Source organism: Paraburkholderia jirisanensis, from assembly GCF_054782355.1.
Genome location: NZ_BAAGSQ010000003.1, coordinates 24,398 through 43,947, shown reverse-complemented (window position 1 = coordinate 43,947; position 19,550 = coordinate 24,398). Strand labels below are relative to the sequence as shown.

The 19,550-nt window shown below is 58.6% G+C and carries 18 protein-coding genes and 2 pseudogenes; 10 read left to right on the top strand and 10 right to left on the bottom strand.

Translation table 11 applies throughout. From position 1 onward, the window contains the following. Positions 1 to 68: 68 nt before the first annotated feature. From ACYVNQ_RS02275 to ACYVNQ_RS02250, 6 genes are all read right to left on the bottom strand, one after another. Positions 69 to 374 carry a HigA family addiction module antitoxin gene (locus ACYVNQ_RS02275; RefSeq protein WP_460900539.1) on the bottom strand — a complete coding sequence of 102 codons (306 nt, stop codon included), beginning with the start codon at positions 372 to 374 and terminating at the stop codon, positions 69 to 71. Positions 375 to 386: 12 nt separating this feature from the next. Then, positions 387 to 665 carry a type II toxin-antitoxin system RelE/ParE family toxin gene (locus tag ACYVNQ_RS02270; protein WP_460900538.1) on the bottom strand — a complete coding sequence of 93 codons (279 nt, stop codon included), beginning with the start codon at positions 663 to 665 and terminating at the stop codon, positions 387 to 389. Between the two features lie 165 nt (positions 666 to 830). Next, the gene (locus ACYVNQ_RS02265) at positions 831 to 1,946 is read right to left on the bottom strand and encodes a molecular chaperone DnaJ (RefSeq protein ID WP_460900537.1); all 1,116 of its coding nucleotides are present in this window, start codon (positions 1,944 to 1,946) and stop codon (positions 831 to 833) included. A gap of 196 nt (positions 1,947 to 2,142) precedes the next feature. Then, entirely contained in the window at positions 2,143 to 3,168 is a 1,026-nt protein-coding gene (locus ACYVNQ_RS02260) for a helix-turn-helix transcriptional regulator (protein WP_460900536.1), read from the bottom strand. Positions 3,169 to 3,297: 129 nt separating this feature from the next. Continuing rightward, positions 3,298 to 3,816, bottom strand: a complete 519-nt coding sequence (locus ACYVNQ_RS02255; protein WP_460900535.1) for a hypothetical protein — start codon at positions 3,814 to 3,816, stop codon at positions 3,298 to 3,300. Positions 3,817 to 4,014: 198 nt separating this feature from the next. Continuing rightward, positions 4,015 to 5,598 (bottom strand): DHA2 family efflux MFS transporter permease subunit, encoded by a 1,584-nt coding sequence (locus ACYVNQ_RS02250; RefSeq protein WP_460900533.1) that lies wholly within the window; start codon positions 5,596 to 5,598, stop codon positions 4,015 to 4,017. Between the two features lie 213 nt (positions 5,599 to 5,811). Here ACYVNQ_RS02250 and ACYVNQ_RS02245 point away from each other — a divergent pair, with 213 nt between their 5' ends. Next, positions 5,812 to 6,510: a TetR/AcrR family transcriptional regulator gene (locus ACYVNQ_RS02245; RefSeq protein WP_460900531.1), complete on the top strand. Its 699-nt coding sequence runs from the start codon at positions 5,812 to 5,814 to the stop codon at positions 6,508 to 6,510. 130 nt (positions 6,511 to 6,640) lie between these two features. Here ACYVNQ_RS02245 and ACYVNQ_RS02240 read toward each other — a convergent pair whose 3' ends face one another. Continuing rightward, the gene (locus ACYVNQ_RS02240; protein WP_460900636.1) at positions 6,641 to 7,387 is read right to left on the bottom strand and encodes a carbonic anhydrase family protein; all 747 of its coding nucleotides are present in this window, start codon (positions 7,385 to 7,387) and stop codon (positions 6,641 to 6,643) included. Between the two features lie 242 nt (positions 7,388 to 7,629). Here ACYVNQ_RS02240 and ACYVNQ_RS02235 point away from each other — a divergent pair, with 242 nt between their 5' ends. Next, on the top strand, positions 7,630 to 8,073 hold the full coding sequence (locus tag ACYVNQ_RS02235) for a hypothetical protein (RefSeq protein ID WP_460900530.1): 444 nt from the start codon (positions 7,630 to 7,632) through the stop codon (positions 8,071 to 8,073). A 42-nt stretch (positions 8,074 to 8,115) separates the two neighbouring features. Here the strand turns inward: ACYVNQ_RS02235 and ACYVNQ_RS02230 are convergent, their stop codons facing one another. Next, positions 8,116 to 8,676, bottom strand: coding sequence for a cation transporter (locus ACYVNQ_RS02230; protein WP_460900529.1), 561 nt, complete (start codon positions 8,674 to 8,676; stop codon positions 8,116 to 8,118). Between the two features lie 129 nt (positions 8,677 to 8,805). Here ACYVNQ_RS02230 and ACYVNQ_RS02225 point away from each other — a divergent pair, with 129 nt between their 5' ends. Together ACYVNQ_RS02225 and ACYVNQ_RS02220 are read left to right on the top strand one after the other, a co-directional pair. Then, positions 8,806 to 9,234 carry a MerR family transcriptional regulator gene (locus ACYVNQ_RS02225; protein ID WP_460900528.1) on the top strand — a complete coding sequence of 143 codons (429 nt, stop codon included), beginning with the start codon at positions 8,806 to 8,808 and terminating at the stop codon, positions 9,232 to 9,234. Between the two features lie 381 nt (positions 9,235 to 9,615). Beyond that, positions 9,616 to 10,191, top strand: a pseudogene (locus ACYVNQ_RS02220) (contractile injection system protein, VgrG/Pvc8 family); the annotation flags it as partial. A 71-nt stretch (positions 10,192 to 10,262) separates the two neighbouring features. Here ACYVNQ_RS02220 and ACYVNQ_RS02215 read toward each other — a convergent pair. Beyond that, positions 10,263 to 10,616: a hypothetical protein gene (locus ACYVNQ_RS02215; protein WP_460900527.1), complete on the bottom strand. Its 354-nt coding sequence runs from the start codon at positions 10,614 to 10,616 to the stop codon at positions 10,263 to 10,265. Positions 10,617 to 11,639: 1,023 nt separating this feature from the next. On the opposite strand from ACYVNQ_RS02215, the gene ACYVNQ_RS02210 reads away from it, so the two are divergent. From ACYVNQ_RS02210 to ACYVNQ_RS02190, 5 genes are all read left to right on the top strand, one after another. Then, the gene (locus ACYVNQ_RS02210; RefSeq protein WP_460900526.1) at positions 11,640 to 13,205 is read left to right on the top strand and encodes a recombinase family protein; all 1,566 of its coding nucleotides are present in this window, start codon (positions 11,640 to 11,642) and stop codon (positions 13,203 to 13,205) included. Beyond that, on the top strand, positions 13,205 to 14,101 hold the full coding sequence (locus ACYVNQ_RS02205; protein ID WP_460900525.1) for a ParB/RepB/Spo0J family partition protein: 897 nt from the start codon (positions 13,205 to 13,207) through the stop codon (positions 14,099 to 14,101). Before ACYVNQ_RS02210 ends, ACYVNQ_RS02205 begins: the two co-directional genes overlap by 1 nt. Continuing rightward, positions 14,098 to 15,000, top strand: a complete 903-nt coding sequence (locus ACYVNQ_RS02200) for a plasmid partitioning protein RepB C-terminal domain-containing protein (RefSeq protein WP_460900524.1) — start codon at positions 14,098 to 14,100, stop codon at positions 14,998 to 15,000. Before ACYVNQ_RS02205 ends, ACYVNQ_RS02200 begins: the two co-directional genes overlap by 4 nt. A gap of 323 nt (positions 15,001 to 15,323) precedes the next feature. Beyond that, positions 15,324 to 16,232, top strand: coding sequence for a S1 family peptidase (locus tag ACYVNQ_RS02195; RefSeq protein ID WP_460900523.1), 909 nt, complete (start codon positions 15,324 to 15,326; stop codon positions 16,230 to 16,232). 329 nt (positions 16,233 to 16,561) lie between these two features. Further along, entirely contained in the window at positions 16,562 to 16,714 is a 153-nt protein-coding gene (locus tag ACYVNQ_RS02190) for a hypothetical protein (RefSeq protein ID WP_460900522.1), read from the top strand. A 461-nt stretch (positions 16,715 to 17,175) separates the two neighbouring features. On the opposite strand, the gene ACYVNQ_RS02185 is transcribed toward ACYVNQ_RS02190, so the two are convergent. Further along, positions 17,176 to 19,164: a hypothetical protein gene (locus ACYVNQ_RS02185; protein WP_460900521.1), complete on the bottom strand. Its 1,989-nt coding sequence runs from the start codon at positions 19,162 to 19,164 to the stop codon at positions 17,176 to 17,178. Between the two features lie 255 nt (positions 19,165 to 19,419). Between ACYVNQ_RS02185 and ACYVNQ_RS02180 the strand changes: the two are divergent. Further along, positions 19,420 to 19,524: pseudogene (locus tag ACYVNQ_RS02180) on the top strand (plasmid partitioning protein RepB C-terminal domain-containing protein); the annotation flags it as partial. Between the last annotated feature and the right edge of the window lie 26 nt (positions 19,525 to 19,550).

Below are 19,550 nucleotides of genomic sequence, written 5' to 3'. Positions count from 1 at the left end.
TTTTCGCCGTATTGACGTGAGACGGTCATGACGACGCGCCGCCGATGTTGCGGCGGGCCACTCTAGCTCTAGCCCTGGCCCGCTGATTCGCGCGGTTCAACCCTGCGGTCGATCTCTGCGCGCGTCGGCAAGGTCTTCAGATCATAGGTTGCCTGCAGGTTCATCCAGAACTCGGGTGTCGTGTCGAAATAGCGCGACAGCCGATAGGCGGTGTCGGCGGTGATGCCGCGCCGCTCCTTCACGATCTCATGCAAACGCGTGGCCGGCACACTGAGCGCCAGAGCGAGCGCATTCACGGTGATTTCCAGCGGCACGAGAAATTCCTCGCGCAGGACTTCGCCCGGATGGATCGGGCGCATGCCGTTCTTGACCATACAAACTCCTTCTCAGTGGTAGTCGACGATTTCGACTTCGGTGACGCCTTCGCTTGTCCAGCAGAAGCACAGACGCCATTGCCCGTTAATCCGGATGCTGTGCTGATCCGCCCGGTCGCGGTGCAACGGTTCAAGGCGATTACCCGGCGGTGAGCGCAGGTCTCTTAGAGCATGGGCTGCGTCGAGCATCTGGAGCTTGCGCGTTGCAACCGCCTCGATCGCACGAAACCGCTTTGGCGACTCGCCGTTGTAAAGGGCCTCGCTGTCTTTGCATCGGAACGACTTGATCATTACGTTAATGGTATTACGTGTTGCGTAATACGTCAATAGGAAGCCGAGGGATCGGACGGCGCCTATGACACAAGCCAGGGAACCGCACCACTGGACTTAGACGATACAGAGGGAATGACGCGAGGGTAAGCTGGCCGAATGGCCGAGGAGACTAGACTTGCAGCGCTAGAAGGGCATATCGTCGAAACGCGTCGCGGCCAACGACTGCTTCACCATCTTGAGCCAGTCCTTCAGTTGCTTGACGTCGTCGAACACACGCAGCTCGTGTTGAAGGGCATGCAGGCTTTGCTGCAGCGACACGATATCCGCGCCAAGAATGCGCATGATCGTACCAGGCGACACGTCGACCGATGCTCGAATTCCAAAGCGGTCTTTGAACTCGGTCTCGACGCGCACGATTTCGCGGTCTAGTTCTACCACCTGTTCGGTCAGAATCTTGTTGTAGTGTTTCAGCCGTTCTTCGCCGATGTTGTCGATGACGGTTTGGTCTATGTGTTCTAGCTCCAGCTGCAATTCGAGCAGTTGCAGCAGGCTTTTTTTGTCGTAGGCCTGATTGACCTTTTGCATCAGCGCGGTTTTCCGGTCACGCTCCTGCGGATCCAGTTCGCGGTCGGGGTGCAATGCACTTGCCAGCTTGCGATAGACGTCGCGAATCGACAGGCTGGTTTCGGTCTGTTCCGCCTGTTGTCGCGACTCTGCTGCGCGTTGTTTGAGCGTCTTTTTCCGTTTCGCGCGGTGTGCTTCACGAGCCTCGCGCGCAGCGGCTTCTTGTGCCTCACGCTGTTCCATTTCTTCATGCGCACGCTGCATCGCAGCCTCGGGCGAGCTCATGTCGACGTCGTCGCTCAGGTCGGCTTCGGGTAGCGGTTTGACGTCATCCGGCTCGGCGGTGGCTTGGTTGTCGAAGTCCGATTCGCTGTACCGGTTGCAAATCGCCTTCAGATCTGGATCATCGGTCCGCGCAAGCAGCGCCCCTGCCAACTCGCTGATCAGCTCGGCCATCGTGCTTCGATCGGATTTGCTCAGGCCCTTCTCGTCGTACGCGTGGTCCATACGGTGCACAAGCTGGATCCGCAAGTCGATCGAGGTCTGCTCGAGCGGAACATATTGGTTCACGTATTTCCGCTGGAAGGCCGGCATGGCAGCCTCCCACGCGCTCAGCCGCTCACGCCGCTTTTCGATTTGCTGGATCAGCGTGTTGAACGCCTCTTGCACTTTCGAGAGGTTGGCCTTGTTGTGGTCGGGAGCGATACTGATGGACCTGCGATTCGCCTTGGCCATGCGATGATTTCCGCGGATTGAATGAAGAGCGAGCCCGCTATTTTAAGTCATGGCCGCGTTCGCAATCGCTCGCGTTCTTCTCACCGCAAATCAGCGACTCTCATACACACGCGTCTCGACTCCGGTCACGCTCAGGGCTTTGCATCGGTCGAGCAGTATGCGAGCCATGGTGTGTCGGTATCGTTGTCTTGGATACTCACACCGGTTTGCGGTACATCGCCGCAAGCGCGCGTACTTCATCGGCGAATTCGGCACGCAGCGAGGCCGGCTCCAGCACCTCGACCGATGGCCCAAACGAGCGCAGCCACCAGCGCAGACGCTGGCTGAGCAATGCGGTGCCTCGCACCTCCAGAAACTCGCCGTTTCGCACCGCCTTCTGATTGTCGGCGAATGGCGTTTCCAGCAAATGCTCGCCGGCGCCATTCGAGAAGCGCAGCTTCAGCGGAATCTCGCCTTCGACCATGAAGTCGAATTGCCGTTGCTGCTTGACGTAGTTTGCGAGGCGAAATGAGCGCGGATAGACGAAGGTGTCGAGCATCGCATCGGCGCGCCGGATGCGATCGACGCGATACATGGTCGGATTCGGCTTGCCTTCCGTGCCGCCGATCAGATAAACCAGACCGCCGACTTCGACCAGCCCCAACGGCAAGACCAACTTGGCATCCGCGTTGTCCTTGTTGTTGCGCGGCTGATAGACGATCTCGAGCTTGCGTTCGTAGAACAGCGCGCGTGACACCGCGCCGAACGTCTCCGCGTCGATGACCGGATACTTCAGCATGTAGCCGCCACCCTCGACTGCTACCTTGTCGACCCATTTCAGATAGCGGCGCTCGTCGTCGCTATGTGTGCGCTCGAGCCGATCTTTCGCGACCTCGAACATCGCCGACAACGATTCGGCGACCAGCACCGGAATCTGTCGTGACGAGAAGCGCTTGAGTGTCTGCAATGCGAGCGCCTCATCGCGCGTCATCATCGAGCCGGCTTTGGCGGCCATGCCGCTTGCGCCTGCCCGTTTGCGCCAGACTAGCGATACCCCGCGCCGCTGCTGTTCGACCAGTCCATCGTCATGCATGCGTTCGAGCCGGCGCTGTACGGTCTTGACGACCGGTGCCTCCGGCTCGATCAGGCACACCCGGCGATGGACCTCCGGCGTACTGATGTAGTCGTGATTGGCAGCACCATCTGGTAGTACGCTGATGATCGAGTTATCGAGCATAGACATGGTAGTAGCAGCAGTTAGAGAAGCAGCGTAGGCACACTGTTATCGGCACCACGGCCGGCGTTCTTGAGCCGGTGTGCGGCGACGCCCATGTGCTTAACCGCGCGCTCAACCATGCGCTGAACTACATGCTCAACCGCGCGATCGGCCCGGGATGTACGAAAGCAGATTGGTCCACACCAGTTCGCGCTTTCGTTCCTCATCGATTTCGATGACCAGCGAACCGATCGCCAGCACGTTGGCGAGCTTGCCGCCGCAGGCGCGCATCACCAGCTCGCAGAACAGGCGGCATACCGGCACGTCGTGGAACAAGCCATGCGAGAAGAACGACATGCCAGATTCGTCGACATCCGCGCTTGCGCCGGTCGCGTCGCTGCCACCGCTAGCGTCGCCGACATCGAGGATCGCGACCACGTCCCGTTGTTGATCCGCGCAGTCCAGCAACGGCTCGCGGCGCAGGCATAGCACGCGAGCATGGTGCGCCGACTGCGGAGGGCTGTCCGTCGCTGATGGATCGCGCAGATCCGGCGTCCATGTGCGGATCCATTGCTCCGCGTTCGCCAGTTGTTCGTTCAGCAGGCGCAACGCTGCAATTTGCCGCACGTTCAGTTGCTCCACTTCGAACTCGATACACGTCACCCTGCAATTCATCCAGACCTCCGGTCACCGATTGCACGTTTCGAACGAAACGCGACTTTATCGGCGCATCGCGACAGATCGTGTCCGGATCGGACCGCGTATCGACTTCAACGGCTAGCTGATGCACAGGTACGTGCATCACGATGTCGAGACACCGAATGTCCCGAGCAGCGCGTAGCATCGCGCGAACGCTCTATGGCGCGTCTCTGCTCAATGCGCAGCACTCGACGCATCTGCGCTGCTTTTCCCTGGTCGCGTGATCCAGATCAGCGGGATGATCGCAATGAAGATGAACGTCGACATATAGAAGAAATCGTCGAGCCCCATCACCGCGGCCTGGCTGTTCACCCCCGCGTTAAACAGCGCGTGCGCCGCGTTGGAATTTAGATCCAGCAGCGTTTGCGTCGACCCAGTCGACTGCATGAACAGCGGATTGTCGATGCTCGCCTGCTCAGTCAGCCTGACGTGATGCAACGCGGTGCGGTTATTCCAGATCGAGCCGGCGATCGCCGTACCCGCCGCGCCGCAGAAGATCCGTACGAAATTCGACAGCCCCGCCGCAGCCGCGATGCGCTCTGGCGGCAGACCCGACAGAATGATCGACACCAGCGGCACGAACCAGAACACCGTCGGGATACCCTGCAGCAGCGTGGGCAGCGCCAGATGGAAAAAGTCGGTATCCGCCAGGTACTTCGAGCGCATGAAGAAGATGCCGCTGAAGCCGATGAACGCGAAAGTCGTCAGCACACGCGCGTCGAAGTGGCGCAGCGCGCGGCCCATGAACGGCGACAGGATCACCGCGAAGATGCCGACCGGCGCAGTCGCGAGGCCCGCATCGAACGCGCGATAGCCGAGGTCTTCCTGCATCCATTGCGGAAGCAGCACGAGGTTGCCGAAATAAAGCGCATAAGACACCGAAATCGCGATCGTGCCGCCAGTGAAGTTGCGTAGCTTGAAGAGTCGCAGGTCGACGATCGGGTTCGGCTCAGTCAGCTCCCACACCAGAAAAAACGCGAAGCTCACCAGCGAGAAAAGACCGAGCGACACGATGACGGGCGACGAAAACCAGTCGAGGTCATGCCCCTTGTCGAGCATGATCTGCAGCGCGCCGACCCACGCGATCAGCAACATCAGGCCGACTACGTCGATCGGCAGCTTGCGCGTCGGCGTTTCGCGATGCCGGTACATCGCCCAGATCACGGCTGCCGCGAGGATGCCGACGGGGATGTTCACGTAGAAGATCCACGACCAGTTGTAGTTGTCGGTAATCCAGCCACCGAGCAGCGGGCCGGCAATCGGGCCGACCGTCGCGGTCATCGCCCACAGCGCGAGCGCCATGTTGGCCTTGGCCTTCGGATACGAACTCAGCAGGATCGCTTGCGAGAGCGGAATCAGCGGGCCCGCCACCACGCCCTGCAGGATGCGCGCACCAAGCAGGAACGGCAGGTTCGGCGCGATCCCGCATAGCCACGATGCAAGCACGAACATCAGGATCGCGCCCACAAACAGGCGGATCTGGCCGATACGCTCGGTGAACCAACCAGTCAGCGGAATCGCGATCGCGTTTGCGGCGCCGAAGATTGTGATGACCCATGTGCCGGCGTCAACCGATACGCCGAGGTTGCCGGATAGGTCCGGTACCGCGACGTTGGCGATTGAGGTGTCTAACACCGTCATGAAGGTGGCGAGCGCGACCACGATGGTGGCGATTACGAGCTGCACGCCTTCAAGCGGTGGATAGGGTGGTGCGGGCCGCGAGACTACGGTCTCTTCGTCGTTGGTTATCGAACTCATGAGGCACGCCTCGCCGGCTTGTAATGCGGGGGCGAGAGGCGGGAGTTGAAGCGTGTCATGCGACGTGGGTCGGGGCTAGTCCGCGTTTATAAATTCATCGAGTGATGAATTTCGGATGCTAGAGATGGAGGTCGCCGGTGTCAAGCGGCAGCTGTAGGCGGGGGGTGGAAGGGCGAGCGGAGGCGAGTGCGGTAAGCTTGCGGAAACCATTGATTGCAAGGCACGACGAGTGTGACGACCACGCCACCCGACACCCTGAACCCGACTGAAGGCGAACGCCGTTCGCGCGGCCGCCCCGCGCGCAGCACGACCGTCGATACGGAGCAGTTGCTGAGGCAGGCCCGCAAGATATTCGCGCGGCATGGCTTCGATGCGACGAGCGTGCGCGATATTGCTCGCGGCGCCGGCGTGGACGCGTCATTGATGACGCATTACTTTGGGTCGAAGCACGCGCTGTGGGCGGCGGTGGTCAAGCACATTGCGCATGATGCGATGCCGCTGGTGAAGGCGACTACTGCACTGGCGCAAGCGGATCTATTGCCGCGCGAACGGCTCGAGCGGGCGATTGGGATTCTAGTCGATCGTGTGTTCAAGGAGCCGGACATCGGGTTGTTCTTTTCGACGGCTGCGACTGAGCATGGCGAGCGGGTGGATTTTCTGGTCGAGCATCTGGTGCGTCCGTATCACGATGCGATGCTGCCGCTGATCAAAGGTGCGATGGATGCTGGGGTGCTTGCGAGCAATGAGCCGGAGATCGTTTACTGGATGCTGGTGAATGCGGTCAGCAGAACAGTTGCGTATGGGCACGTGATCGATGCGTTTTCGCCGCTGCCGAAGCGACCGGCGGCGTTCAAGCGGGCGGTGCTGCAGATGGCTTTGAGTATGTTGGGTGGACAGACGGCGGAAGGGTAGCAACAGACCTTCCTTCGCTGCAAAACGACAAAATTGGCCGTTACGGTGACGCTGCGCGACAAAACGAGCCGGTCTCGAGCCGAACTTTCGCTGGAAAACGACAAATCCCGCCGCCAGGCGCTCTTACCGATCATCCGAAAAACTCAACCGCCCCCGTTCGAAGGTTGTACATCGCGCCGGTAATCTTGATTGCTCCACTGGTTTCCAGTTCCGCGAGCACCGGGCTATCCCTGCGAATACCGGCGATGGTCAACTCGACATTCTTACGCGCCACGGCATCCACGAAAGCATAGTTCGTCTCGGAACGGTCGCCGGTGTAGGTCGTCGCCTGCACGGCGGATTTGATCCGGTCCAACAAGGCGGTGAGATTGCCGAGCTCGGCGTTGGCAATGGCTCCTTTGATGGCGCCACACGCGGTGTGCCCCATCACCAGGACCACCTTTGATCCCATCAGCTTGCATGCGAACTCCATGCTGCCGAGGATATCGTTGTTCTCGATGTTGCCGGCGATTCGGCAATTGAAGATATCTCCAATGCCCAGGTCCATGATCACTTCTGCCGGCGCGCGTGAGTCGATACAACTGAGCAGCACGGCCGCGGGATATTGTCCGCTAGCGCTTGCCTTCTGCTCACTCAGATAGTTTCGGGGCTTTCTCTCACCGTTACGAAAGCGCTCGTTCCCTCGCTTCATTTTCTCGATGATCTGGTCCGGCGTCATGCTGTCGCGCTGCGCCTTGGTGAACGCATCGGCGCTTGTCGTACGTAAGAATAAAGAGCTGCCAGTGAGCCCCAGCACGGTCGCGGTTCCGGTCAATCTGAGGAAATTCCGTCGACCTGAACCGTAGTGACGCAGAGGAAATTCGTATGAGTCGCACATGACCGTTTCCTTTTTCTGACGATAGCCGCCTGCGGAAATCAGCATTCACGTTGTCTGTTCGCCTGCAGCCCGTTACAACGGGCGTGATTCGCTGCAATGCACTATGACCCAGCGATAACTCAAGGCTTGAAAAGTAGAATAGGCTGGGCTCACAACAGTTTCCTGATTATTTTGTGATTGCTGCCGCGTTATAGTGGCGGTCGCTGTGCCACCACAATCCGATACCGGAGACTGATTGCACCATGTTGACCTATTCCATCCAGAAAGTCGGCTACGACTACCAGCAACTGGACGCGCAAGGCGAAACGGATTTCACGTCGTTCATTGCGGCGTTTGAAGCCTTTCCGTGGGGCGAGCAATATCGCGAATGGAATGAAACTCAGGATGGCCCGCTTCCCGCGCTCGTCCTGCAGTACAAGGAGGATGGCCGCGAGTTGTGGGTCAGCGCGTTGAGCAATGACCTCACACGTGATTTCCAGCTGAACTCCGTTTCGATGCGTACGAAGAAAGGGCTGTTCGGCATCGGCAAAGAGACTCAGCAACAGCACGTCGAGACGTTCGACATCAGGTTGCGTGATGATGTCGACGCACTGTGCCTGGCGTTCTGCCAACGGCAATTTGAAGAAGTGGACCGCCTGGCGCGTTGGTACGTCGAGAACGATCTGGAGAATGATCGCACTGAGTAGGTTAATTCCGCGCTCGTCCGGGGTCACTGTGTACGGCACGCCTCACGCACTGGCCCGCTGACGCAGCTCGGCATTCGACAAACGAAGAACCTGCACGGCCGACGTCAACGCAAGCACCGACATCACCGCTGCGACAAACAGATCCGGCCACGCAGAGCCCGTACCGAACACACCGAGCGCAGCGAACAGCACGGCAATATTCCCGAGCACGTCGTTGCGGGTACAAAGCCACACGCTGCGCATGTTGCTGTCGCCGTCCTTGAATCGAAACAGCATCGCGGCCACCGCGCCGTTTGCGACAAGCGCACAGGTGCCGACAATCCCCATCGTCGGCACACTCGGCACGCGGCCTGTGTACAGATGCCACGCTGCGAGTCCCAGCACCCACACGCCGAACGCGAGCATCGACAAGCCCTTAAGCCGCGACGCAAGCGCACGCGTAGACAACCCCATTCCCAGCACAAAGAGACTGATGCCGTAATTGGCCGCATCGCCGAGAAAGTCGAGCGAATCCGCCAGCAGCGAGGCCGATCCGCCGCGTAGTCCGCTCGACACTTCGACGGCGAACATGACGAAGTTGATCGCCAGCGCGACCCACAGCATTCTGCGGTAGCCGACCTGTCGCAGGCTGACTTGATCGTCGCAATGGTTACAGCAATCTCCTGGCATCGTGGCCCCCGGCGCGTTGCGAAAGAAGTATGCTGAACCCTGTAGCCGCTACAGGGTCAAGCCATGACTGAAAACTACTCCATCGGCAACCTGAGTCAACTCTCGGGGGTCAATGTTGAAACCATCCGCTATTACGAAAAAGTCGAGCTGTTGCCCGCCACGCGTCGGGCTAGTAATGGATACCGGCAATACGACACAAGCTCGCTGGAGCGTCTGTCGTTCATTCGACGGGGGCGGGAACTGGGGTTCACTATCGATGAAATCCGGGAGCTGATTACGCTTGCGCATCATCCTGATCGTCCTTGCGCGGACGCGGATCGTATGACTCGCGCTCACCTCGAAGATATCGAGGGGAAGATTCGAGATCTGCAGCGGATGCGACAGGCGCTAAGGCAGGTGGCGGATTGCAGCAGCGGAACTGCTGAGCATTGCGAGTTACTCCGGGCGCTTGGCCGACCAGAGCAGCGTTTGAAAGCGGTGAAGTGTCGTTGAACGGTCAGGCACATATGCCGCACGCATGAACCCAAAGATTACGCGATTGAATCTTCCAGCTTGGCAATCGCGCCGCCGTGAACCATTCTTATATATTTCCAACTGCGGCAGTATTTCCCGATTATCTTCTGGCACCCGGAAATTTTTGGACTGACGACCGGATTCTCATAAGGCTCTTTCAACCCGGCCCGGCATTTCCCGAGACAAACCTCCAATAAATTTCAAAGACACCCGGCAAAGATCGTTATTTATCTTTGTTGCATTTGCTATAGTCACCGACCTGACGCGTCAATCAAAAGCATATCGAAATACACCGGCAGCGTAGATCGGCGCATTGCCGGATTCCTTTGCGATGGGTGATATCACCCAACGGGGTAAAACATGAGTTTTGCACTAAATGGAAACGGCAGCGGTCTGGGCGGCAGTCCGACAAGCATTGCCGGCGCAAGCGGTAGTGGATTAAGCAACCTAGGCACGATCGCGGGTCTGGCAGGCCAGCTCAGTTCGCTCACCGGCATGCCGGGCGCGGGCCTGATTGGCGGCGCGGCGCGCGCGACGCAGCTCGCGCAAACCGGCATGACACTACTCGGCAAAACCCCTGCGAATATCGCCGATTCAATCAACAGCGTAACGGGCGCTGCGAAGCCGAAGCTCACGCAGGATCATCGCTTCGTCAGTATCGATACGCCGCTCGGGCCTGACGTATTGCTCGTCAATACGATGGTCGCCGAAGAATACGTGAGCCAGTTGACCGAGATTCACCTCGATCTGCTTTCGCACCAGAACAATATCGAGCTCGACAAGATCGTCGGCCAGTTAGTAACGATCACGCTCGATCCACAAGGCGCGAATGCGAGTCTCACGCAAATCGTGGCGAGCTCTGCCAAAGGCGGCAAACGGTATTTCCACGGCTATGTCGTGTCGTTCGGGCGCGTCGGCAATTCGGGCACCGTTACCGAAAAGTGAAGATGCAGAGAAGAGCGTGCGACGGGCTCGCGCTGAGCCCGCCAATGCAGCATACGCCATACTTAAGCCACCTGCTTCCTATTGCTCTCTTCGGTGCCCGTCAAGGGGATGTTGGCGCTAGCGACTGCCGACATTTCGGCGGCTTTTTCGGATGCTTCCGCAGCCTCAACAAGCTCGATAGGCATCGCTGAACGAGGGATCTTGGGCAGACCAGGACGCTGTAGATATGAGGCGTACCGCTGCTGAATCCGCGTTAAAAAAGGACTCAATAACCGGCCTTTACGTAGATCTTTGAGGTCGGTCCATTTACGCTGATAGACATCCTTAAACTTAAAAGAAACGGAATGTCCGTCCAGCATGGCGAAAACGATGGCCTCGTCGTCGCGTTCAGAAAACGAACCGCGCGTAACATCCAACCTTTGAACGTGTTAGCGTCAACTCGCGGCGCGCGCTGGTTGATGCCGATGAGTATTCCGGCTATCAATAAGTAAGACCCATAAATTTCTCAATTTATGGGTCCGCTTTTCTCAGGTCATGCGCCTATCTACCGTAGGGCGCCACAATTAGTGCACTTGGGCTTTTCAAAGAATCAATCACTTACCACTCGCCCGCGCCACAGTCCCCTCCAACCCGCGACAAAGTTGACGCAACTGGCCTACTTTCCCGCCAAAGTAAGTGCAAATGTCGAGGCTCCCTCTGGAAACCCTTGCCAGAGCTGTGTTTCAACGACCCGATCATAAATTTCCTGAGGTCCCGTCGACCACAAAGTGCGATGCTCTATGCTGGACCCTCGCATGGAGCCGCCCATGAACACGACCCGTCGGTGCCTCGCCTGCGGCAGGCCATTCCATCCCTGTTTGCATGTCCCCCATCAGCGGTTTTGCTCGACTGCCGCATGTCAGCTCGAGCGACGTCGGCGCTGGCAACGCGATCGCCTTCGTTCTGACGCCGACTATCGGGAAAACCAGGCGCGGGCCCAGGCCGACTGGCGTGTTCGACACACCGACTACTGGCGGCGATATCGCACGGCTCATCCGGCGTACCTCGAGCGAAATCGCGTCCAGCAGCGGACGCGCAATGCTGCGCGACGAAGCGCTGAACCGGTTGCAAACATGAACGTGTTGCCGTCTGTGCGCCCGCTTGCCTCCGGCTTCTACATCCTGAGGCGCACGTTCAGCGCCGGGATTGCAAAGATGCACGCGTGCACAGTTCACATCGCCGTGCTCACGGCGCCAGGACGGCCACGAGCGCCTGATTGCAAAGAGATGACGTGATCGACATTGACGCGGCGCCTGCTACCTTTGCCTTGTACCCGCTCCGATTCGAACGCTGCTGCCATACACCTGGCAGATGACGTATCAGGGGAAGAGGCCTGCCGGCAGGCTCGTTGCCAGCATGTTTGCCAGGAGCGGGAAACATGACTGCAGTCGGAGCGAAACGTGTCTCCCGATCAAACAGACGAAGCAGCCACGACGCCAGCACCCTCGATTCGTGCGGCTGAATACGTGCGGATGTCGACAGAGCATCAGCAGTACTCGACCGAGAACCAGCGCGATCGGATTCGCGAATATGCTGCAAGACGCGGTTTGGAGATCGTGCGCACGTACGCCGATGAGGGCAAGAGCGGCCTGCGTATTGACGGACGCCAGGCACTGCAGCAGCTGATCGCGGATGTGTCCGGCGAGCGCGCCGACTTCAAGGTTATCCTCGTCTACGACGTCAGTCGCTGGGGACGATTCCAGGACGCCGATGAGAGTGCGTATTACGAGTACGTTTGCCGGCGAGCGGGCATCCAGGTGGCGTATTGCGCGGAGCAATTCGAGAACGATGGGTCGCCGGTCTCGACCATCGTCAAGGGTGTCAAACGAGCGATGGCCGGCGAGTACAGCCGTGAGCTTTCGGCGAAGGTTTTCGCTGGCCAATGCCGGCTGATCGAACTTGGTTTTCGGCAGGGAGGACCGGCAGGTTATGGATTGCGCCGCATGCTCGTCGACCAGCACGGGCTGATGAAATCTGAGCTGACTCGAGGCGAGCATAAAAGCCTCCAGACAGATCGCGTGATCCTGATGCCTGGACCCGAAAGCGAAATCAGGATCGTCAATCTGATCTACAGCTGGTTTATCAACGAGTCACTTAACGAGCACGATATCGCCGCCCGTCTGAACGGCATGCGCATCCGAACGCATCTGGATCGCGAATGGACGCGGGCTACGGTGCGGGAGGTGCTCACCAATGAGAAATACATCGGTAACAACGTCTACAACCGGGTGTCGTTCAAGCTGAAGAAGGCCCGCGTCGTCAACACTCCGGACATGTGGATTCGCAAGGAAGGAGCGTTTCAGTCGATCGTACCTAGCGAAACCTTCTACACGGCACAGGGCATCATGCACGCACGTGCCCGACGCTATTCAGATGAGGAGCTCATTGAGCGCCTGCGCAAACTCTATCGGAATCGGGGCTTCCTGTCGGGCGTGGTAATCGATGAGACAGAAGGTATGCCTTCGACCTCCGTGTACCTGTACCGCTTCGGCAGCCTGATTCGCGCATATCAGGCGGTTGGATTTACACCCGGCCGAGACTATCGTTATCTCGAAACCAACCGGTTCCTCCGGCAGCTGCATCCGGAGATCATCATGACTACGGAAACGAAGATTGCCGACCTTGGCGGTGAGGTAATCCGGGATGCTGCAACCGACCTGCTAACGGTAAACCGCGAATTCACGGTGTGCATTGTGCTGTCACGGTGCCAGGCGCACGAGAATGGCCATAATCACTGGAAGGTGCGTTTCGATACGAGTCTGCTTCCTGACATCACGGTGGCAGTGCGGCTCAATCATGGGAATAGCGGCACGCTTGATTATTATTTGCTCCCACGACTTGATTTCGGTCAGCCGCGCATCAGCCTTGCGGATCGGAATCCGGTCGAGTTCGAGAGCTATCGCTTTGACACGCTCGACTACCTCTACGGTATGGCAGAACGTGCCCGCTTGCGGAGGGCCGCGTGATGAATCGACAGATGGGCGAAATCCGCATGATCCCGATCGACCAGATCGAGGTCATTAACCCTCGTGAACGGAACAGCCGCGCCTTTGACGAGATCGTAGGCAACATCAAGGCTATCGGTCTGAAAAAGCCGATTCTCGTGACGCCGCGCGCGACGGCCAGCGGAATCGAAAAATACCTCCTCGTTTGTGGCGAGGGAAGGCTCAAGGCGTTCCGCTCGCTCGGCGAATCGACGATTCCGGCGCTTGTCGTCAGCGTGAGCGACGAAGACGCATTCATCATGAGCCTTACCGAAAACATTGCTCGTCGCCAGTGCCGGCCGCTGGAACTGCTTGCCGGTATCCGGCAACTGCAGGAGCAGGGATATGCGCCTAAGGCCATCGCGGAAAAAACCGGGCTCAGCCAGCAATACGTGCAGGGCATTCTCACGCTGCTACATCAGGGTGAAGAGCGACTGGTCATCGCAGTAGAGAAGGGTCGTATTCCACTCAATGCGGCCCTGACAATCGTAGGCGCTGGCGATAACGACGAAGCGATTCAGAGTGCGCTGCAGGAGGCGTACGAATCCGGAAAACTCCGCGGCAAGCAACTGATCAATGCCCGGCGAGTCATCGAGCGGCGCAAGGCACTGGGGCGCACAGCCGATCGCAATATGTCGAGCAAGAGCTCAGGCGTGACAACCTCGTGCCTCGTGCGCACGTATCAGCATGAGGTGGAGCGGCAGAAGGCAATGGTACGCAAAGCCGAGTTCACACAGCAGCGCCTGCTGTTTGTTGTAGGCGCGCTGCGGCAGCTGTTCGATGACGGGAATTTCGTGAATCTGTTGCGCGCCGAAGGGCTGGCGACATTGCCCAGATACCTCGCGGAGCGCGTCTGGACATCCGGGAGCGTCACATGACCGGCGTCACGTTAGGCTTCATTCCTGAGCCGCTCTCTGTCCCTGTGGTGAACATACTGCCTTCGCGACGGACACCGCCGGCGATCACGGAGACGCGCAAGTTCAAGCAGATCCGGGCGTCCATCATCGAAGTCGGACTCGTTGAACCGCTATCCGTTACCGCAGCAGAGCATGGCACCGGTCATCATGTCCTTCTCGACGGACACCTGCGCCTGATGGCACTGCAGGATCTCGGTTTCAGCGACGCTGCATGCCTTGTCGCCACCGACGACGAGAGCTACACCTATAACAACAGGATCAATCGGCTATCGACGGTCCAGGAGCACTACATGATCCGGCGCGTGATCGAGCGAGGCGTTTCGCCCGTGCGATTGGCGAAGGCGTTGTCCGTCGATGTATCGCAAATACTGAAAAAGATGAATCTGCTGGACGGCATCTGCCAAGAGGCGGTCGAACTGCTGGATGACCGGCAATTCTCGCCGGAGCTCGCAAGAGCGTTACGCAAGATGAAACCTACGCGCCAGATAGAGTGCGTGGAGCTCATGATTGCGGCAAACAATGTGACCGTCCCGTATGCGGAAGCGCTTCTGGTCGCGACTCCGGCCTCCCAGCTTGTCGACGGCAAAAAGCCGCCGAAGCTGACGGGCGTCACGCCGGAACAAATGGCGAAGATGGAACGGGAGATGACGAACCTGCAGGGGCAGTACAAGATGGTTGAGCAGACCTATGGGCAGGACGTGCTTAATCTGGTTCTCGCCAAAGGCTACCTAGGCAAGCTACTGGAAAACGGGGCCGTTGGTGATTACCTTCGGCAGCATCAGCCTGATCTTCTATCAGAGTTCGAGACGCTCGTTGAGACGGCTTCCATCGAACAGCCACATCTGGAAGTTGCTGCCTGACGCAACATAACCGCGGCACGCTAGTTTAACCGCCTGAATCACCGAGTCCACTGCACCGCACCTTGAGTGCGGGATCACGCCGCACTCACGCCACGGATGATTGCAACATCCGGCGACAACTCAACGGACGCTCGCAGAGCGAAGTGGCCCTTTTTAGGCTGGCAGGGCCACACGCGCTACGGAATACAGGCGCCCTTCGGCTGACCGCTCTGAGAGGCCGCGGCAAATTTTGGGGGCGATGCTACACTGCGCTCAAAGGGCTGCCCGGCAAGGGGTTGCGGGCGCGTTCTGTCAAACCGAACCGGGCATCGCAGGGAGAAAGCTTGGGAGACGCCAAACGACGTGGGACGCGCGCTGATCGCATAGCACAGGCGCAGGTCGCACGAAGCCAGCAACGCGCCCATGCGTGTCGGCCCGAAGCGCAAGTCGGTATCGCTCCTCCAGACCGCTTCGTTGCCGCGGCGGAGGCAGGCCACCGCATCGAACCATCCGACGCGGTTCTGCCGGTCGTGCTACGAAGTGACGACAACCGCCTGCAGGTTATCGGCACAGCCTTCTTCGTTGGCCCCGGGCTCGTTGCGACCGCCCGACACGTGGTTGACGAGGCGCCGGCGGAGCGGCTGGCCTGCATGCACCTCCTCAATGGCGCGGGCACGTTTTACTTTCGTCGGCTCGAAGAGATCGTACGCCACGAGAAGTCCGACATCGCGCTCTGCCGGTTGCAGCCGATCATGCCGACCCGCGATGGAGGCCTGCTACCAAATCATGTCATGCGCCTCGGCGGCCCGACCCCAGCGATCGGCACCGCAGTCGCCACCTTCGCCTATCCAGACACGGTCTTTGCAGTGGAAAACGGGAAGCCGCATCTCGCTCTTAACCCGCATTACTACGATGGCGAGATCGAAGAAGACTATCCGATCGCACGCGACCAACGCATGCCATTCCCCTGTTTTCGCACCTCGATCCATCTTCACGGCGGTGCCAGCGGCGGCCCCGTCTTCAACCCCGCCACAGGGGTAGTGTTTGGCGTAAACTCCTCGAGCTTTGCCGGATACACCAACGTGTCCTTCGTCGCGAAGATCGCCCCGGTCCTAGATCTCTCTGTCCCGGGCATGCTTCTGGGACGTGGCGAAGCGGGTGCGTTAAGCTTGCGACAACTGGCCGCACAGGACTTGGCGCGGATCGTACCAGCCTCCCTGCTAGAACAGCCACTCGGGAAGACACAGCCATGAAGCCGGCGCACGCCGGCTGACGTGACAGGACTTCGCGCTCTACCACGGCTGACTGGAAGGCGCCGCGATCGAGGGGCTGCATTCGGCGTACGGCGAGGCTGGCACGGACGTGTGGCTGCCCGTCGGCTGATCGCGACGATGCACGACACGCTGGCCGTCGCGGGCCCAGCGCGCGCGAAATCTAGGCTGCGCACCTGCTGCGCCTCGAGTCCGGGACGACACACCGTCTCTCAAGGACTATCGCGCGCAGCCGATCGGACGGGGTATATGGCGAGGCGGAACTGATTGAGCTGGAGCAGGCCGACTTCCTGTCGCAGGCCTTGCCGCGCGTGGACCGGAAAATGGCCGGCAACACCCGTCTGTGCATCCGCCGCCAGGCCGCGGCGCTAGCTCGCATGGAGCAAGGCTCGCCGAAGACTCCGCATCCGGACAACTCGGTCGATGACTCGTTCGGGCTAACGCTCGCCGCACGCCTGACGTAGACCGCATTAAAATCTGACAACGTTACAGCAATGAATGAATCAACTGGCGAGGAAGCAACTCAACGACGCTCTATGCGCGATGGCTTGGCGCCCCCTACCGCATTGTCGTCGGCCCACAAGCCAGTTGACTCACCGACAGCCGATCGTGGATGGCAAACTTCCGATGCCGTCCGAGGGCGTGTGAAAACGCAAAGCAACGCGTTTTTAGCGTGTCGCTTTACCCTTCCAGGGTCGCAGTGAAGCCAATACAGCGCGATCTGAAGGCGCGAGCTTATCGAGTGATAGGTTCGACACGGGTTTTCACACGGCCTCATGGTCGCCGGAACGATCGTATGGGCCTATGGTTGTCTACGTGGGCGGATCCTTTAGTCACCAGTATCCGCAAACGAAAACCTGACTGGTCACGTGATCTGTGAGCAGCAACTGCGGATGCGAAGACGCTACTCGAAACGATGCGTGCACTACACAACGAATTGTGAAGCGATTCCTGCTGCTTGTCTGTCAATAGCTTTGCGCCCGAATGCTTCTTCACCGCTTTCCTCGCCCAGAGAGAAATACGCCTGTACGAAATCGTCGTCGACAAACTGGTTGACAGTCGGTTCATGCGGGAAGCCAGCATCGTACGCAGCTCGCAAGCGCAGGGGCAAGGACTGCGACTCAAGTGCGGAAAGCTTGATGTAGATGAGCTCTGCCGGTATCGCTGAGTCTGCAGTGGCGTATCTTATCTCTCCGCGCGTCACCACCGACGGTTGACCACGTTTAATATCCAATTTGATGGTCGCGCCGAAGTCCTCAAGGCAACGACGGGCCGCGATCGCAAGATCAAAATATTCGTAGTCGGGATCGTAGCCAGCATCCACAACAACGATTCTCGTGCATTTGCGCGCCACGAGTTCATACAGACCCAGATTCTCGAAGTGACCACCGTCACTTAACCTGATCCAAACGTCCGACGGTGCATTCACCTCAAGGAAATTTCTGATATTGCTCATGAAGCTTGGCCACGATGTTGCAAGCTTTGCAGTGACGCGGGGATTGCGAACCCATATACCCAGACCGACGTTCAGGAACGCAAGCGCCATCCGCTTAATGGGTGACATCCAAGTCGGGTGCGTGTCCACCGCAGCGGCCGATGCAGCAACAAGTGTCCAAAACCTGTCTTGCGCAATGGGCTTGAAGAACATTCCCTGTGACTCCCATTGCGAGGTCGCACGATAATCTGTCGCTCGTGATCCGCAATAGAAAGGCGTGCAAGCGAAATTGACGCCGCCTCGGCGCTTCATTTCACGGATGGGATCAACTGTCGCGCCTTCAAAGCCCCTCTCCAGTGCGTCTTTCGACTGGCCATTGACGCGCGAGAACTGCGCAAAGCAGTTGATGATGTGAATCGGCGACGTTTTTGACGATGCCGTGTCGCGCAGCCTCAAGCCAAATAGCCCTTCCCATTCTGGTTTGAAGGTAAATCGCAAACTGAATCGGTAATATAGTAGCGCGCCATTCAGCGCGTTGGGACTAACCCACACGATCAGCGAGCACCCTAGCGCAATGAGAATTGTCACGATCGACACGTTTTCGAGCCCTAACCACTTGCCGAACGCCTCAATGCGGTTCTGTCCAGCTAGCAGGCACAGTGTGGCCGAAAGCATAACCAGCGGTAATGCGGCTGGCTTGATCCACTTCTGACGCCGCCTGATGTGAGGTTTGTCAGGCGCTGCGCATAACAAGGCAAGAGCGACGAGTACCAGCGACGCAAGAATTCCGGCGTAAAACCAGAGGTCTTTTGCTGGTGAAAACCCAAATGATCTGGCTATCAGGAACAGCAACGCAAATGCTAGATAAGTAATCCCTAGGTCAAGAAAGCTCGCAACTTTATCGTTTTTGAAACAATTAGAAATGAAGCTGCACGCAAACAGGATGATTGCACCGCCCCCAAAAACAATCCCTGGCATCCACAAATGCTGTTGCGCCGCGACCGCCAACGTCGCCACGACAAACAAAAAACTTGTGGCTGGGATAGCGACCGAGAATGCGAACGTGAGGAGAAACGGAAGGGCGGGTAGCAGCCAGCTTGACAGGAAGCCGCCCCGAGCTTTCATTCTTTCGCGGACGTCTTTGATCATCCCTACGTCCAGTGGCGCGTCGCGTCTCATGCGTCGTGCGAGAGCTGCTGCTGTGTAACCTCCCCCCGACACGCTGGACATGTAATCAACTTCGTTCCAGCGTCCGTGCTTGAACATAGCCGAGATAACGCCGAGGCAAAAGCAGGCGGAGCGTATCCCGCCACCGGAAAGAGCGAGACCAATCTTGGTGTTCGGCTTGGAATCTACACGCAGGTGCTCTCGGCGCGCGAGGTAGTGTTCCTTCTCTTCAGCCAGAATTTCATCAAACGTCGAAGTTTCTTTTTCTTGTTTCGTCATCGATCGAAGCCCCGAAAAATGTGGTTTATTCATTATCAGGAGCTCAGGACTGAACTGCATGCCGTTGGGAAAGGCCGCTCCTCACCTCGCATGCTGCCCGGCTCATAACGCTGGAGTTTAACCCGTACCTGACGGCTGTGTTGAGGCTAGCGCAGACCGAAGTTACTTCAATGCCACGGAGATCAAGTTTGTTGATTTTCACGGAGTCCACAGTTGCTCCCTGCAGTCCTTCTCCAACAAGTGCACAGAAGACCCAGTGGATCAAGACGCCTGGTTAGCGAATTATCAGAGTGCGTGGAACTCATGATTGCGGCAAACAATGTGACCGTGCCGTATGCGGAAGCGCTTCTGGTCGCGACCCCAGCCTCCCAGCTTGTCGACGGCAAGAAGCCGCCGAGCTGACGGGTGTCACGCCGGCG

What these genes read in the sequence shown, in the direction of transcription:
- ACYVNQ_RS02255 (WP_460900535.1), bottom strand. Translation starts at nt 3,816, where the DNA reads ATGAATTGCAGGGTGACGTGTATCGAGTTCGAAGTGGAGCAACTGAAC.
- ACYVNQ_RS02200 (WP_460900524.1), top strand. Translation starts at nt 14,098, where the DNA reads ATGACCGGCGTCACGTTAGGCTTCATTCCTGAGCCGCTCTCTGTCCCT.
- ACYVNQ_RS02225 (WP_460900528.1), top strand. Translation starts at nt 8,806, where the DNA reads ATGACTGAAAACTACTCCATCGGCAACCTGAGTCAACTCTCGGGGGTC.
- ACYVNQ_RS02235 (WP_460900530.1), top strand. Translation starts at nt 7,630, where the DNA reads ATGTTGACCTATTCCATCCAGAAAGTCGGCTACGACTACCAGCAACTG.
- ACYVNQ_RS02205 (WP_460900525.1), top strand. Translation starts at nt 13,205, where the DNA reads ATGAATCGACAGATGGGCGAAATCCGCATGATCCCGATCGACCAGATC.
- ACYVNQ_RS02270 (WP_460900538.1), bottom strand. Translation starts at nt 665, where the DNA reads ATGATCAAGTCGTTCCGATGCAAAGACAGCGAGGCCCTTTACAACGGC.
- ACYVNQ_RS02240 (WP_460900636.1), bottom strand. Translation starts at nt 7,387, where the DNA reads ATGTGCGACTCATACGAATTTCCTCTGCGTCACTACGGTTCAGGTCGA.
- ACYVNQ_RS02275 (WP_460900539.1), bottom strand. Translation starts at nt 374, where the DNA reads ATGGTCAAGAACGGCATGCGCCCGATCCATCCGGGCGAAGTCCTGCGC.
- ACYVNQ_RS02250 (WP_460900533.1), bottom strand. Translation starts at nt 5,598, where the DNA reads ATGAGTTCGATAACCAACGACGAAGAGACCGTAGTCTCGCGGCCCGCA.
- ACYVNQ_RS02185 (WP_460900521.1), bottom strand. Translation starts at nt 19,164, where the DNA reads ATGAATAAACCACATTTTTCGGGGCTTCGATCGATGACGAAACAAGAA.
- ACYVNQ_RS02230 (WP_460900529.1), bottom strand. Translation starts at nt 8,676, where the DNA reads ATGCTGTGGGTCGCGCTGGCGATCAACTTCGTCATGTTCGCCGTCGAA.
- ACYVNQ_RS02265 (WP_460900537.1), bottom strand. Translation starts at nt 1,946, where the DNA reads ATGGCCAAGGCGAATCGCAGGTCCATCAGTATCGCTCCCGACCACAAC.
- ACYVNQ_RS02260 (WP_460900536.1), bottom strand. Translation starts at nt 3,168, where the DNA reads ATGTCTATGCTCGATAACTCGATCATCAGCGTACTACCAGATGGTGCT.